Raw genomic sequence first — 13,858 nt, forward strand, 5'->3', positions numbered from 1 at the left:
GAGCCGGTCGGCCGCGGAGTTTCGGGAAACGGCCTGGAGATGACGCTCAGGAGTAAGGTCATGAAGAGAATTTATTTTTTGGTGCCCGATATCGAAACGACCAGGAAAATCGTGGACGGCCTGCTTTTGGCTCGGGTGGAGGAGCGGCATATTCATGTTCTGGCAAAACGCGGAACGCCGCTCGAAGATTTGCCGGAGGCGACGTTTCTGCAAAAGACCGATTTCATTCCCGCCCTGGAGCAGGGCATCGCCGTCGGCGGAATGACCGGCATGCTGGCCGGGCTGGTCGCCGTGGCCTTGCCGACCGGACTGGTTCTCGGCGGCGGAGCGGTCCTGGCGATTTCGCTGCTGGGCGCGGGATTCGGCGCCTGGGCTTCGAGCATGATCGGCGCGAGTACCGGCAACCGGCAGTTGAAGGATTACGAGGATGCCATCGGGCGGGGCGAGTTGCTGGTCATGGTCGACGTGCCGAAGGAGCGGGTGGAAGAGGTCGAGGAACTGGTCAAAAAGCATCATCCCGAAGCGGAATGCGAAGGCACCGAACCGACCATCCCGCCGTTCCCGTGAGTACGGAGAGAGTCTGTCGCGCCGCGGCGGTCGGGGCGGGATCGGCGGAATTCCGGCGATAGAGACTCGGATCCGCCGGCCGCATCGTCGTGCCAGGCCGCATGGGAACAATGTTCCATTCGACGCGAGCTATACCGCGTGGTTCCGTGCTTCTTCAGCGCTTTCTTCCCGGAATGCCATTGGTCAGCTCGATACGAGCCGGGCCCCGATGAACCGGTGCGTGCTCCGGCATCGGAGCGGGATTCAAAACCGGCAGAAACGGATAAGCCGAGTAAAACGGATAGAGCGGATAGGCCGAATAAGGCAGCGGATACGTCGGCTCAGATTTCGGGGTGTAGAAGATGATCGGACGTTGTGCCTCGGCCTGTAGCGCCGCGGCCCGCTGCTCGCGCCACTGAGCCATGCTTTGCTGATACGCTTCCCGGTTTTGCTGGAGTCGGGCCAGTGCTTCCGGATTCGGAGCTTCGTGGCGGATGGCCACGGGGCTACAGCCGTCGGACGGCTGGTCGGTGTACTCCGTCTTGCCGCCGGTTTCGCAGCGGAAAACGTCCGCATGAGCAGCAAAGGCCAGGATCATGAAGGCTACGATAGAGCCGATTCCGCGCATGGCACGCCTCCTTTATACGTATCTCCAATTGTATGCCGCTCGTCGGAGCCGTGGCTTGAATCTCGTAGCCCGTGTGGGCGCCGCATAGCTAACTCAAGAAAAAATTCAGTTCGGATTATTTGGCCTTACGGATTAGGCATCAAGGTTGACGCAAAGCCAGGCGTTGAACTAAGCCGCTCCGCGGGGCCTCTCTTAGGCCTGCCTTCGTAGCCGCATCGTTCACACTCGGATCAGCCCGATGAGGGCTTCTTCGAGGAGACGAACGATGATTCCGTTATTTCGAGTATCTGGCTACCGAGCGTTCCCTGCCGGGCGGCGCTTGCCGGACATTGCATGATGCTGACCCGGTGCTACGACTGCGGGTTATCGCCATCCTGGTTCCCGGTCGCTTTGAAGGAGGCTGACGGCTGAAACCGCCCCACTCGTCAGCATCCATAAAGAGGAATTTGCGACAGGCCCGAGGCGGCCTGCGAACGTGCTCGCCCTGTTGCCGGAATCACGTCCAATACGCGCGAAAACGGCCCACAGCTTCCTTCCGAAAACCCCACAGAACTCCTGGGGCGTTCAACCGGCACATCCAAGCCCGGCCTTTTCCTGTGTTCCAGCTTCCGTCAATTCCTTCTGATACCCGGCGACCTCGGCGTTGTCGCGGAGACATTTATCCATCATGCGCACCGATGCCAGAGCCAGTCACACCAGGGTATTTCGCCTACGCACGACGGATAAATGCATAGACGTTAGCCGTTAACTGTTAACAACTCTATTGACGACGGTTAATCTATTGAAACATCACAGCTAGTCACATTCGCTTCCTACGAACGATTACAGGAGACCTGCCATGTTGCCCATAAATGTGCCGGTGGATGAGTTCACCACCCTCGACCCCGTTACCGCGAACGAAGATATGACGATCGACGATCTGCAGCGCCTGATGAAGGAACACGACGTCCGCCACCTCCCCGTCGTCCGCGGCGATACTGTAGTTGGGGTGATCAGCGACCGGGATGTGCGCGTCGTCTCGGGTTTGAGTTTCGCGGAGAAACTCCAAGCGCGAGCGGCCGACATTATGACGGCCGATCCCGTGACCGTGAGCGCTACCGCGCCCCTGGATGAAGTGGCGTACGCCATGTCCGAAAAAAAGATCGGCAGCGTGATCGTCGAGGATGAAGATGGCCGGTTTCTGGGCATTTTCACTGTCACCGACGCCTTGAATGCGCTGATCGAGATCGTCCGCGGAGGCGGCACGCCCACACCGTGACCCAAGTGTGATGGGCAGGGCTAACACGGAGCCCTCTAGAGACGCGCCGCAAGCGGCGCGTCCCCAAGCTTTGACATTAAGGGTGCATTACCAATGATCATAGCCGAGCAGGACGCCTCAGCATTTATCCGTGGGTACACGCCGCTCATGGTAGAGATTTATGCGGCGCTCCCTGCCAAGCACCAAAAACGAAGCTCCTGGAAGTGCTGGCCGCTGCGCGTGAAAAATACATGTCGGATCGTTCGTTGCTCGATAAAGCGCTGGCCGTGTTGAAAGCAACATCGGTGTCGGTGCCCGACGAAGTCGTATCTGCCATACGCAGCCTCGAATTCGAGAAATGGATTTACATCAAAGATACGAGGGCATATTCCATATTCATTCACCCAACGGGTAAAGCCGCCTATGGCGTACTCGGCTTGACTGATCGAGTCAGAAACATCATTGGAGGTTCCGGTGCCGTCATCAAGACTGGCGTTGTCCTATATGTCGGGCATTACGTCACGGACGGCATCGTGTCCAACGTCGTATGGCTTGGCCCGCACTACAAGAAAGACTTTTCCGGTGTCCTCGCCAGCCTCCGAAATCAAGGCGTATTTCACGCGCCATATGTACCCTGACCTTTCGTTCAAGGGGACGCTCCGCCTCTCGGCGGCGCACCCCTCGACTCCACGTTGGGCGTCTCAGGAGACAAGAAATGAATAGCGCGCTCCATTTTCGCGAAGCGTTGAAGTCAGATTTGCCCGATCTGCTGCAACTCTACGCTCAGCCTGATCTGGACGATGGAAAAGTACTTACTGTATCGGAAGCGGAGCGCATCTTCGAGCGCATGGCGCGCTACCCTGACTATAAAATTTATATCGCAGTCAAAGGCGACCGCGTCGTAGGCACATTCGCGCTTCTCATTATGGACAACTTGGGACACTTGGGCGCTCCGTCGGCAATCATCGAAGATGTCGCAGTCGATCCCGCGCTTCAGGGGCAAGGCATCGGGAAGGACATGATGCGCCATGCAATTCAGCTTGCCGCCAAGAGCGGTTGCTATAAGGCTGTGCTATCATCGAACCTAAAACGCAATCGCGCGCACGCTTTTTACGAGTCGCTGGATTTCGAACGTCACGGCTTTAGTTTTCGCATCGCCCCTAAAGAAGGGCGCGCCTCTTAGCCCGTCGTCGGGCGCATCAGCTTCGGCGTAATGCGCCGAACGGAGCGTTTCCATGCGGCGGAAGTGCCGGCCAGCCCCTTCTCCGGATGACCGTTTGCGATTGGAATCGCAGGTACGCTATTCCGCATGCGGGCTCGGGTATCCCGAACGAAATAATCTCGGTGCGGAGTATGCGAGACTGAAAAAACAGGTTTTTCTACAGCCTCTTTAGAACTCATCGGCCATGTACATCCCGGAACATTTCAAGGAAACAGATTCAGAGCGTATTTTGGCACTCATCGAAGATTATCCATTTGGGATGTTGGTCACGGCTCCCGAGGGCGTACCTTTTGTCAGTCATCTGCCCTTCCTTTTTGAACACTCCGCCGATTCGCAAGGAAAGCTGCTCGGCCATATGGCACGGGCAAATCCACAGTGGCGGCACTTTGCGGCAAGCAGTGGAGTCTTGGTTGTTTTTCAAGGGCCGCACGCTTATGTATCCCCTTCATGGTATTCATCGCCCGGTGTCCCAACGTGGAATTACGCGGTGGTTCACCTGCGCGGGAAGCCCCGGCTCATTGAAGACGAGTGCGAGCTTGAAGCCTTGCTTGGACGGCTAACCCAAATCCATGAGTCCTACATGCCAAATCCGTGGAAACCAAATCTTACGGGCGAGCGGCGTTCAAAACTTCTCGACATGATCGTGGGCTTCGAAATCGAAATCGCGGACGTTCAGGGAAAATTCAAGCTCGGCCAGAACCGCCCGACCGAAGACCGGCAGCGCGTAATTGAGGCGTTGAAACAGTCGAACAACCAAACCGGGGCCGCGGTTGCAAAGCTCATGTCAGCGTCGATTCATGCTGAGTCCTGAGTTGCGGTCGGGCGGAGCGGCTTACAGCAGGCTTCGCCCGCCTCCAGTCAGCTCCTGTATCGCACAGCCGGCGGAACCTGTCGTTTTGCGGCAAATCGTAACCGGATAAGGCTTGCGTCTGACAATCAGGCGGAGCACACTCCCCGAGTGTTTGCGCACGGCCGATTTTGTCAAGGGGACAAACATGGACACAAGAAATAATGAAGAAAGTTTCGATCCCTCGAAGTTCACGCCGATCGGCACTTGGACGCTGCTCTGCCTGGTCGTCGCCGGCATGGCGGTCGCCTGGCTTTTCCTTTATTTCGGCGTGTTTCTGCCGCGCGGCGGCGTGCAGTGAGGTGAGCCATGCACATCCACCCGCTCGAGAGAAAATGGATTTATCTGGTTCTGGCGGTCATCGGCATCTTCCTGGCGGCCATTTTCTACACGGCGATCGCGCGAAACATCCACCCGCCCAGTCACCTCGAAACCATCGATCCCGCCAGCCTTCACCTCAGCGCCGAATTCGCCGAGGATAAGCTGGGCGTCTGGACCCAGCCGGACGGGACCATCAAAGTCGTCCTGGTCGCCGCCCGCTACGGATTCTATCCCCGCCATATTCAGATCCCCACCGAAACCCGGGTCACGTTTCGCATCGCCAGCGCCGATGTGTTGCACGGCATCCATATTCCGATGACCAATATGGCCACCATGGTGGTTCCCGGCTACGTTTCCGAGATCACCACGACCTTTCCGAAGCCCGGCGAATATCCCATGCTCTGCAACGAATACTGCGGGCTCGGGCACGATCATATGTGGAGCAAGGTGACGGTGGTGGCCAAGGAAAGCTGGCCCACCGCGCTCAATGCGCAACCGATCGGGAGATAAGCTTATGGCGGATATCGAAATCAGAAAGCTCGCGCTGAGCCATTTCGCGGTCGCTTTCGGCGCCTTCGGTGTGGCGGCGGTCATGGGGTTCTATCAGGTGCTGGAGCGCAGCGGCCTGATTCCGGCGATTCAGTCGCCCGGCGTGTACTTCGCTTCCGTCAGCACGCATGGCGTGTTGATGGCTTATGTGTTGACCACCTTCTTCATCATGGGATTCGGCTATGTCACGGCCGTGTCCAGCCTGAAAATGCCGTTATGGAATCTGAAATGGGCCTGGATCGGGTTTTGGGTCAGCACGGTCGGAACCAGCTTGGCCGCGATTCCCTTGCTGCTGGGTCGGGCCTCGGTGCTGTACACCTTTTATCCGCCGGTGCAGGCCCACGCGCTGTTTTACATCGGCGCGACCCTGCTGCTGGCGGGATCGTGGGTTTGGTGCGCGATCATGATCGTCATGCACGGGCAATGGAAAAAAGCCCATCCGGGCGAACCGGTCCCGTTGCCGATGTTCGCCACCACCGCCAATGCGATTCTGTGGCTTTGGACCAGCGCGGGCGTGGCGGCGGAGGTGGTGTTCCAACTCATTCCCTGGTCCCTGGGGCTGGCGGATACGGTCGACCCCGGGCTCGCCCGAACGCTGTTCGCCTGGACCCTGCACCCGATCGTCTATTTCTGGCTGATTCCGGCCTATATCGCGCTTTACAGCTTCGTCCCCAGGGCCGCGGGCGGCAAGTTGTTCAGCCATGAACTGGGGCGCGCGGCTTTCGTCATGCTGTTGGTGCTCAGCCTGCCGATCGGCTTCCATCATCTCTACATGGATCCGGAACAGAGCGCCGGTTTCAAGCTGTCTCACGGTATACTCACGTTCCTTGTGGTCGTGCCGACCTTGCTGACCGGATTCACCGTGATCGCCTCGCTGGAACTGGCCGGCCGCATCAGGGGCGGCACCGGCTTGTTCGGCTGGATCGGGGCGCTGCCCTGGCGCAACCCGATGGTGCTGGCGGGCATTCTGGCAGGAGCGATGCTGGGGCTGGGCGGTTTCGGCGGGATCGTCAATGCCAGTTACGCACTGAACGCCATGGTCCATAACACGGCCTGGGTGGCCGGCCATTTCCACCTCATCTTCGGCGGGACCACCATCATCATGTACATGGCCATCGCCTATTACCTCTGGCCCTTCGTGACCGGCAAGCCGGTTTATTCGCACAAGATGGTCCTCGTGCAACTGTGGTCGTGGTTTTGGGGCTTCGTCATTCTGACCACGGCCTGGCATGTTCTCGGGCTGCTCGGCGAGCCGCGCCGGATTTCGACCGTGGTCTACAACAGCCCTCTCACGTTCGCGTGGGATCCCTATGCGCTGATCATGGTCGTCGGGGGAACCGTACTGACGGCTTCGGCCCTGCTGTTCGTCTACATTCTGGCAAAATCGTATCGCCGGAAAGAGGCCGGAACCGCGGAGACTTACACGATCGAATACGCCGAATCCCTGGATCCGGTGATCCGGGTGCATCCGCTGTTGAACGGCTTCCGCGTCTGGAATATCGCGATAGTCATGCTCATGCTGGCGAACTTCGGTTACCCGATCGTCCAATTTTTTCTGATCAAAACCTTTGGCTCGGTTCCGTGGGGGTACTGACATGAAAAAGCGGCTTGTACTCGCCTGGATCGTGCTGGCGGCGGCCAACGGCCGGATTTTCGCGGAGCCTTCGACCCATCTGGCCTGGACGCCGGAAGTCCTGAACTTCGTCAAAAACGGCGATCCCGGAAAGGGCCGGGAACTCGCGCAGGCTTGCGAAGGCTGCCATGCCGCGACGCCGGAAAACGCCGAAAGCGAATTCCCGTATCTTCAGGGACAATCGGCGACCTATCTCTACAAGCAACTTCAGGATTACAAGAGCGGCAGCCGCTCGAACGAAATCATGGTCGGCATCACCGCCGGCCTGTCGGACCAGGACATGGCCGACGTCTCGGCCTGGTATAGCCGTCAGCCCGCGGTTCCCGGAAGGGATACGGGCGGAGTTTCCGACGCCGTTCGCGAGATCGTAAGCCGGGGCGACGGGAAGCGCATCGTCGCACCCTGTGCCGTTTGTCACGGCTCCGCCGGAGAAGGCAAAGCCGTGGACATGCCGGCCCTCGCCGGTCAAAAGGCCGTCTATCTCGAACAAACGATGCTGGCATACAAATCCGGCGCGCGGCACAACGACATCTACCAGCGCATGCGCTTGATCGCGCAGCAGCTCAGCGACGAGGAGATCCGGCAATTGGCCCGGTATTACGGCGGTTTGAGTCGGTGACGAACGAATCCGCGGCGCGGAGCCATTCGCGTTCCGATTGAGAAAACGCATTTGAGCCGGCGAAAGGCGACCCGATAATGCTTCACCGGGCTTTGCGCTGGCGACTCGAATTTTGCAAGGAGAGCAAGAATGAAAAGATTACTGTTATGCCTGCTGTTAACGGTAGGAAACGCATGGGCGGCCGATGAGCTTATGCAAAAGGCGCAAGCTCTGTTCAAGCCCATCCCGACCGAGCCGCCTCCCATCCGTAACACCGCCGTAACGCCGGAAAGGGTCGAACTCGGCAAGATGCTGTTCTTCGATCCGCGCCTTTCGAGAAGCTGGCTGATCAGTTGCAATAGCTGCCACAACCTCGCCTTGGGCGGCGTCGACCTGGAGCAGACCTCGATCGGTCACGGATGGCAGAAAGGCCCCCGCAACGCGCCGACGGTGCTGAACTCCGTGTTCAACATCGCCCAGTTCTGGGACGGGCGAGCGGCGGACCTTCAGGCGCAAGCCAAGGGGCCTTTGCAGGCGAGCGTGGAAATGAACAACACGCCCGAGCGACTCGAAAAAACCCTGGCCACCATTCCCGGATACGTCGACCGCTTCAAGAAAGCCTTCCCGAACGAGTCCGATCCGGTCGGTTTCGATAATTTGGCGAAAGCCATCGAGAGTTTCGAAGCCACCCTGATCACCCCGAATTCGCCGTTCGATCGCTATCTCAAAGGTGACGAAAAAGCGCTTGACGATGCCGAAAAACAGGGCCTGGCGCTGTTCATGAACAAGGGCTGCTCGAATTGCCATAATGGAATCAATGTCGGCGGCAACGGCTATTTCCCCTTCGGCGTCGTCGAGAAGCCGGGCGCGGAAATCCTGCCGCTGAAAGACAAGGGCCGCTTTACCGTCACCCATACCGCAAGCGACGAGTACGTCTTCAAAGTGCCTTCCTTGCGGAATATCGTGTTGACGCCGCCTTATTTCCACTCCGGCCAGGTATGGGAGCTACGGCAGGCCGTGGCGATCATGGGCTCGGCGCAACTGGGCGCCAAGCTGACCGACCCGGAAATCGATTCGGTCGTCGCTTTTCTGAAGACTCTGACCGGCGATCAGCCGAAAATCGAGTTGACGGCGCTGCCGCCTCACACGAAGGACACGCCTTTGCCGATTGTGGAGATTACCCCCGAAGGGACGGTAAAGCATTAATCCGCATCGTGCCGCCTCGTCCCCCCGCTGCAACAGCGGGGGGACGGCAGTGGTTCCGGCAAGCTCTCGTCAGAAATTGTGGAGCAACAACCGGAACCGGTGACCTGTACCGGCGGGCATGGTACGGTGCCATAGGAGCAAAAGACGCAGCAATGTCCGGGTTTGGGCTTGAGAAGCTCTCCGCAGCCTATGCACTCGTAGAACCACACGCATGCATCGATAGGCATTCGTTCCTCCCGTGAGGACCCGCATGCTGGACAGATGAGCGTCGATGTAGTCTTGGGCGATGTTGTCATAGCTCTTCGCGGTAATCGATCAAGGCATTGAGCCGAAACTATTTCCTTGGGTGTTTTTTCGGAATGCCGCCGTCCCTCGGCTTTCCTCGAGGCGGACTCGTCCGGCGCGGAGGCCGTGTCGTATCGGGATGCGGACGCGATCGCAAGGCGTAAGCCAGGATCGCCGCGGTCGCCGACACGTTGAGGGACTGTACCTGACCGGAACCCGGCAGGTTCACGACGGCCTCGCAGGCCGCAAGCGTCGCGGCGGAAAGCCCCTCTTCCTCGTTGCCGAGAACCAAGGCCACCGGGCGAGAATCCGACGGCAGCATTTCCAAGGGAACGCCGCGACCCAAGGCCGTGCCCACGACGCGGTAGTCTCGCCGCAGATTTCGCAATGTTTCGGGCAAGGCCGTCGCCCGGTGGATTTGCAGGTATTCGAGTCCGCCTTCCGCCACGCGATAGGCCGATTCGGAAAGTCCGGCCTGGGCCGGATGATCGGAAATCACCAGATTCCGAAACCCGAAAAATGCCAGCGTGCGGGCGATCGCGCCGAGGTTGTGGGAATTGCCGATGCCGTCGAGGATGAACAGGGGCTGCCCGCTTCGGGCCCAGCGATGGGCTTCGCCGAGATCGAGCGGCGGAATGGGCCGCGGCTCGGCGACCGCGACGATGCCGCCGTGCAGCACGGTGCCGGCGATGCGCGCCAGTTCGCCGGCGTCCACCCTGCGGTAGGGGCGGCGGAGCCGAGCCATGCACGCACAGAAATCTCCCACCAGCGGCACCATGCGTTCTTCATAAAAAAACCGCAGAACCCGATCGGGATCGCGCTTGAACAAGGCCGTGACGGCGGGCAGCCCGGCGATTTTGACGGTGCGCTCGGGCGAGTGGCCGGGCGATGTCTCCGAGGGGGGCTGTGGGCGTTTCGGGGCTCGTACTTGCCGAGACGGACGCTCCGGCGTTCGGGGTGCTTTCGGTTTGGACACGGAAGGCATCGCATAGTAGTTTTACGGTTTTCCATTCTACCCATTCCGCGCCGCCCGAGGCGAACCAAGACCGTGTCCCGCCTGATACTGTTCAACAAGCCCTTCGACGTGTTGTCGCAATTCACCGATCGCGGCCACGACCGCGCGACGCTGGCCGATTACATACCGCTCAAGGGCGTCTATCCGGCCGGTCGGCTGGATCGCGACAGCGAAGGGCTGCTCTTGCTGACCGACGATGGCCGCTTGCAGGCGCGCATCGCCGATCCGCGCCACAAGTTGCCGAAGGTCTACTGGGCGCAAGTGGAGGGCCTTCCCGACGAGGCGGCCCTGGAACGGTTGCGGCGCGGGGTCGTGTTGAAAGACGGTCCGACCCGGCCGGCCAAGGCGCGTCTCATCGACGAGCCGACGGGGCTTTGGCCGCGCCATCCGCCGATTCGCTATCGCGCCGCCATTCCGACTGCGTGGATCGAGCTGGTTTTGCGGGAAGGCCGCAATCGCCAGGTCCGGCGCATGACCGCCGCGGTGGGATTTCCGACCTTGCGCCTGATTCGCTGGGCGATCGGGCCTTGGACACTCGGCGATCTGAAGCCGGGAGAATGGCGCGACGTCGAACCGCCCCGCTAGGCGCGGCCGTACGCCGAGTTGAACCGGTCGAGGGCGGCGAACCCGGAGCGAGAGCCGGTGTCTATCGGATTATGACCCGAAAAACGGGTCCGGAAGATCCAACCGAAGGTAACGGGTATGGATGCGAAGCGTACCTCGTTTGGCGCTTTCCTGCTGGCCGTGACGTTATGGCTGGCCGATCCCTTGCAAGCCAGGTCGATGACCGTGACCGCCACCGCTTACAATTCCATCGTCGCGCAAACCGACAGCACGCCGCACATCGGCGCCTGCAACGAGCCTATGGAATCCCGCAATAAAATCGTCGCGGTTTCCCGCGATCTGTTCGAGATAGGGCTGGATTGCGGAACGAAGGTCAAAATCCACGGCGTGGGCGTGTTCGTCGTTCTGGACAAGATGGACGACAGGTGGAGAAAGCGCATCGATATTCATATGGGCAAAAAAGTCGGAAAAGCTCTGGCGTGGGGCGAGAGGAAAGTCAGAATCTCGTGGTAGGCCGCAGGCCGTCGTTTTCCCTCGCGACGGAAACCGGCCCGCTCGTGGGCTGCGGCCGGGAATTCGATGCACGGGCTTTGTGAGGAGCCTTTTCGATGGAAACGATACTTTTGATCGTCCTGGTCCTATTGATAGTCGGCCTTCTGCCGGCGTGGCCTTATAGCGGCGGATGGGGTTATTACCCGAGCGGAACTTTGGCCATCGTTTTGATCGTTATTTTGCTGGCGATTCTGTTGTAGCTTTCCCGGAAGCGCTACAGCGGTCCGCCCTTCATCCGGAGCAGGTCGAAAAACTCCCGCCGCGTCTTGGGGCCGTAGCTGACGAAGCTCGGTTCGGGATCTTCCAGATAAGATTGGCGGATGCCGGCGACGCGGTCGGCCTGGGTGCGCATGCGTATTTCTTCCGGTGAAACGTTGTAGGGTTTGGCGGCGTTGAGGCCGAACACCTTGGCGCGTAATTCGGGCGTGATCTCCGGATAGCCGTAGCGCTCCCGGAGAGGTTCGGCGATCCGGAACGCGCGGAACGCCTGGATCTGGTCTTGCGGGCTGCCGTACCAGATCGAATCGGTGCCCCACAGCACATTGTCTTCGCCCACGTATTTGAAGAGCTTGCCGAGCACATGGGCGGCCTGGTCGGGGTCCCGCATCAGGAGCTTCCAGGTGCTGCCGAGCTCGGCGTAGACATTGCCGTTCGGCGGAATGCCGTTGTCTCGGACGGTTTTGACGAGCGAATCCACGCCGGCCGCGGCATTGGCGGGATCGTAGGGGCCTTCCTTGCGTTTGGGCTCGTAGCCGGAGTGATAGACGATGAAGGCGACGTCCGGAAAGCGTTTGGCCACCACGCCGATATCGCGGCAGGTGGAATGGGCGTGGTCGAGCCCGAACAGGGGCAGCCCTTTGTGGATGCAGATGACTTTCACCCCAAGGCTCCGCGCTTTCTCGATGAAGGGAATGCCGACGTCGGGATCGTCGAGCCAGTAGCCTTTTCCCGAGGGGCCCCACTGAGTGTAGGTTTTCCAGGCGGCGACGCCGTATTTTTCCTTTTGCATCGACATCGCATCGATCTCGCCCGGCAGGTTGGGACGGACCAGCCCGTGAATCAGCAGCCGATGCGAGTCGTGCAGGGCCTCTACCGTGGCGCGGGTGGCGGCGGCTTCCTCGGTGGACAAGGGATCGTCGCCGGGCGCCGCCGGAACGGCGGAGAGCACGGCCATAGTGGTATCGCTGTCGAGGAATACCTCACGGATGAAATGCTCCGCCGAGAAGCATTCTATGGCGCCGTCGCCGCAATCGGCCTGCGGAAAGAAGCGAAGACTGTAGGTCCAGCGGTTGGTCGGCCGCCGCCATTGGCCGTTGGGGTTAACGTGGTGGCCCTGCACGTCGAAGATGAATCCTTTTCCGCCCAGAGCGGCTTCGGCCAGCGCCGGTTCGTAAACCGCTGCGGGAGGAATTTCGAAGCGGCCGCCGGTCCGGCCAAAGACCGCGAAAGCCTGATTCATGGCCAGCAGCGTCGTCGCGGCGCCGGATACCGATTTCAGAAAAGCGCGCCGGCTCATGCCGAGCCGTCGGGAAACCTTCGAAACTTCCTCGTGAGCCAGCCGCTTCGCCACGTGGACGGGCTCGGTCAGCGGCATCGGCAGGTACTCGCCATTGGTGGCGGTATCCAGTTTGATCGGCAGGCGCCTGCCTTCCGGATCGATATGAGCCATGACGTTCTCCTTGCGCGAACCTGTTCGCGATTCCGACACTACCCATGAGACTTGCGACGAAACGCTTTGTTCGGCGATAGGCGATTTTCGGCCCGGCTTGCGAGCTTTGCTTTATCATGCGGGGCCCGGCCGAGACCTTTTTCAGGCCGAATGTCCACCACCTCCGGGAGATATCGTCATGCCCATCAGGCACATTTTTATCGTCGCGTTGATTCTGCTTCTCTTGGGCTGCGTCCGCGACCAGCTCAATCTGAAATTGCAGCTCGATGCTTCGGGCGGTTTGCAGGCGGGCGACGCCGTGGTACTCGAGAATCGGCCGGTGGGGACGGTTATCGCGATGGAGTCGGCCGGGCAAAACGGCTATCTCGCGGCAATCGCCATCGAGCCGGAGTTTGCTTCGGAGGCCACGCAGAGCGCCCGCTTCGTGGTCGACGAAGATCCCGACCGGCCCGACCGTCGCCGCGTCGAGATTCTGCCGGGGAAGGCAGGCGATAGGCCTTTGACGGACGGCGCTACGGTCCGGGGTTCGGTAAAACAGACATCGCTTTTTCCGCTGGACGAAATCTTACGCGGTTTTAGCCAGGGGCTGGGCATTCTCCGCGATCAGGTGGAGCGTTTCGGGTCCGACATGCGGCGGATGCCGGAATCGAAGGATGCGCAAAAACTGCGGGACGAATGGGCCCGGTTATTGGACGAAATACAAAGAGCGCAGGCGGCCACCGAAGAATCGGTCAGAAAGGATTGGCTGCCGAAGCTGCAACAGCAGCTTGAGGAACTCGAGGACAAACTGCGGGCACTCGAAACGAAGCCGCGAAACAGGCCTCAGACGATTTGAGGTCGGGAAAATCGCGGGTTTTCACGGCGTTCCCGAAAAAAGAAAGAATGAAAGACGGGCCTTCGAATCGGATTTTTGGCCTTGTTCGTGTCAACGCCGCGTACATACGAAGGCGTACGTATTTGTCTCGGGCCGATATGCGCGTTTAATG

The 13,858-nt window shown here is 59.9% G+C and carries 17 protein-coding genes and 1 pseudogene; 14 read left to right on the forward strand and 4 right to left on the reverse strand.

From position 1 onward, the window contains the following. Positions 1-60: 60 nt before the first annotated feature. A complete protein-coding gene (locus ACWJKU_RS18515; protein WP_454144750.1) occupies positions 61-567 on the forward strand; it encodes a DUF1269 domain-containing protein in 507 nt (168 codons plus the stop codon). Between the two features lie 154 nt (positions 568-721). Here the strand turns inward: ACWJKU_RS18515 and ACWJKU_RS18520 are convergent, their stop codons facing one another. After that, positions 722-1,174 (reverse strand): hypothetical protein, encoded by a 453-nt coding sequence (locus ACWJKU_RS18520; RefSeq protein ID WP_454144752.1) that lies wholly within the window; start codon positions 1,172-1,174, stop codon positions 722-724. Between the two features lie 838 nt (positions 1,175-2,012). Here ACWJKU_RS18520 and ACWJKU_RS18525 point away from each other — a divergent pair. From ACWJKU_RS18525 to ACWJKU_RS18565, 9 genes are all read left to right on the forward strand, one after another. Beyond that, positions 2,013-2,432, forward strand: coding sequence for a CBS domain-containing protein (locus ACWJKU_RS18525; RefSeq protein ID WP_454144754.1), 420 nt, complete (start codon positions 2,013-2,015; stop codon positions 2,430-2,432). Positions 2,433-2,635: 203 nt separating this feature from the next. Next, a complete protein-coding gene (locus ACWJKU_RS18530; protein ID WP_454144756.1) occupies positions 2,636-3,049 on the forward strand; it encodes a hypothetical protein in 414 nt (137 codons plus the stop codon). Between the two features lie 77 nt (positions 3,050-3,126). Further along, on the forward strand, positions 3,127-3,594 hold the full coding sequence (locus ACWJKU_RS18535) for a GNAT family N-acetyltransferase (protein ID WP_454144758.1): 468 nt from the start codon (positions 3,127-3,129) through the stop codon (positions 3,592-3,594). Between the two features lie 223 nt (positions 3,595-3,817). Continuing rightward, entirely contained in the window at positions 3,818-4,444 is a 627-nt protein-coding gene (locus ACWJKU_RS18540) for an FMN-binding negative transcriptional regulator (RefSeq protein ID WP_454144760.1), read from the forward strand. A 184-nt stretch (positions 4,445-4,628) separates the two neighbouring features. Further along, positions 4,629-4,781: a hypothetical protein gene (locus ACWJKU_RS18545; RefSeq protein WP_454144762.1), complete on the forward strand. Its 153-nt coding sequence runs from the start codon at positions 4,629-4,631 to the stop codon at positions 4,779-4,781. A gap of 8 nt (positions 4,782-4,789) precedes the next feature. Next, the gene (locus tag ACWJKU_RS18550) at positions 4,790-5,311 is read left to right on the forward strand and encodes a cupredoxin domain-containing protein (RefSeq protein ID WP_454144764.1); all 522 of its coding nucleotides are present in this window, start codon (positions 4,790-4,792) and stop codon (positions 5,309-5,311) included. 4 nt (positions 5,312-5,315) lie between these two features. Continuing rightward, complete coding sequence (locus ACWJKU_RS18555) at positions 5,316-6,944, forward strand: b(o/a)3-type cytochrome-c oxidase subunit 1 (RefSeq protein WP_454144766.1); 1,629 nt, start codon at positions 5,316-5,318, stop codon at positions 6,942-6,944. Between the two features lies 1 nt (position 6,945). Then, on the forward strand, positions 6,946-7,602 hold the full coding sequence (locus tag ACWJKU_RS18560) for a c-type cytochrome (RefSeq protein WP_454144768.1): 657 nt from the start codon (positions 6,946-6,948) through the stop codon (positions 7,600-7,602). A gap of 129 nt (positions 7,603-7,731) precedes the next feature. Further along, complete coding sequence (locus tag ACWJKU_RS18565; RefSeq protein ID WP_454144770.1) at positions 7,732-8,787, forward strand: cytochrome-c peroxidase; 1,056 nt, start codon at positions 7,732-7,734, stop codon at positions 8,785-8,787. Positions 8,788-8,873: 86 nt separating this feature from the next. On the opposite strand, the pseudogene ACWJKU_RS18570 reads toward ACWJKU_RS18565, so the two are convergent. After that, positions 8,874-9,083: pseudogene (locus ACWJKU_RS18570) on the reverse strand (GDCCVxC domain-containing (seleno)protein); the annotation flags it as partial. Between the two features lie 38 nt (positions 9,084-9,121). Next, positions 9,122-10,048, reverse strand: a complete 927-nt coding sequence (locus tag ACWJKU_RS18575) for a TrmH family RNA methyltransferase (RefSeq protein WP_454144772.1) — start codon at positions 10,046-10,048, stop codon at positions 9,122-9,124. Positions 10,049-10,120: 72 nt separating this feature from the next. Here ACWJKU_RS18575 and ACWJKU_RS18580 point away from each other — a divergent pair, with 72 nt between their 5' ends. The 3 genes from ACWJKU_RS18580 (at position 10,121) to ACWJKU_RS18590 (ending at position 11,403) form a co-directional block, all read left to right on the forward strand. Beyond that, positions 10,121-10,672 (forward strand): rRNA large subunit pseudouridine synthase E, encoded by a 552-nt coding sequence (locus tag ACWJKU_RS18580; protein ID WP_454144774.1) that lies wholly within the window; start codon positions 10,121-10,123, stop codon positions 10,670-10,672. Positions 10,673-10,789: 117 nt separating this feature from the next. Next, positions 10,790-11,164, forward strand: a complete 375-nt coding sequence (locus ACWJKU_RS18585) for a 3D domain-containing protein (RefSeq protein ID WP_454144776.1) — start codon at positions 10,790-10,792, stop codon at positions 11,162-11,164. A gap of 95 nt (positions 11,165-11,259) precedes the next feature. After that, positions 11,260-11,403, forward strand: a complete 144-nt coding sequence (locus ACWJKU_RS18590) for a DUF3309 family protein (RefSeq protein ID WP_454144778.1) — start codon at positions 11,260-11,262, stop codon at positions 11,401-11,403. Between the two features lie 14 nt (positions 11,404-11,417). Here the strand turns inward: ACWJKU_RS18590 and ACWJKU_RS18595 are convergent, their stop codons facing one another. Further along, complete coding sequence (locus ACWJKU_RS18595) at positions 11,418-12,872, reverse strand: amidohydrolase family protein (protein WP_454144780.1); 1,455 nt, start codon at positions 12,870-12,872, stop codon at positions 11,418-11,420. Positions 12,873-13,050: 178 nt separating this feature from the next. Between ACWJKU_RS18595 and ACWJKU_RS18600 the strand changes: the two genes are divergently transcribed. Continuing rightward, positions 13,051-13,707: a hypothetical protein gene (locus ACWJKU_RS18600; RefSeq protein ID WP_454144782.1), complete on the forward strand. Its 657-nt coding sequence runs from the start codon at positions 13,051-13,053 to the stop codon at positions 13,705-13,707. Positions 13,708-13,858 lie beyond the last annotated feature (151 nt).

The organism is Methylocaldum sp. MU1018 (assembly GCF_053646775.1).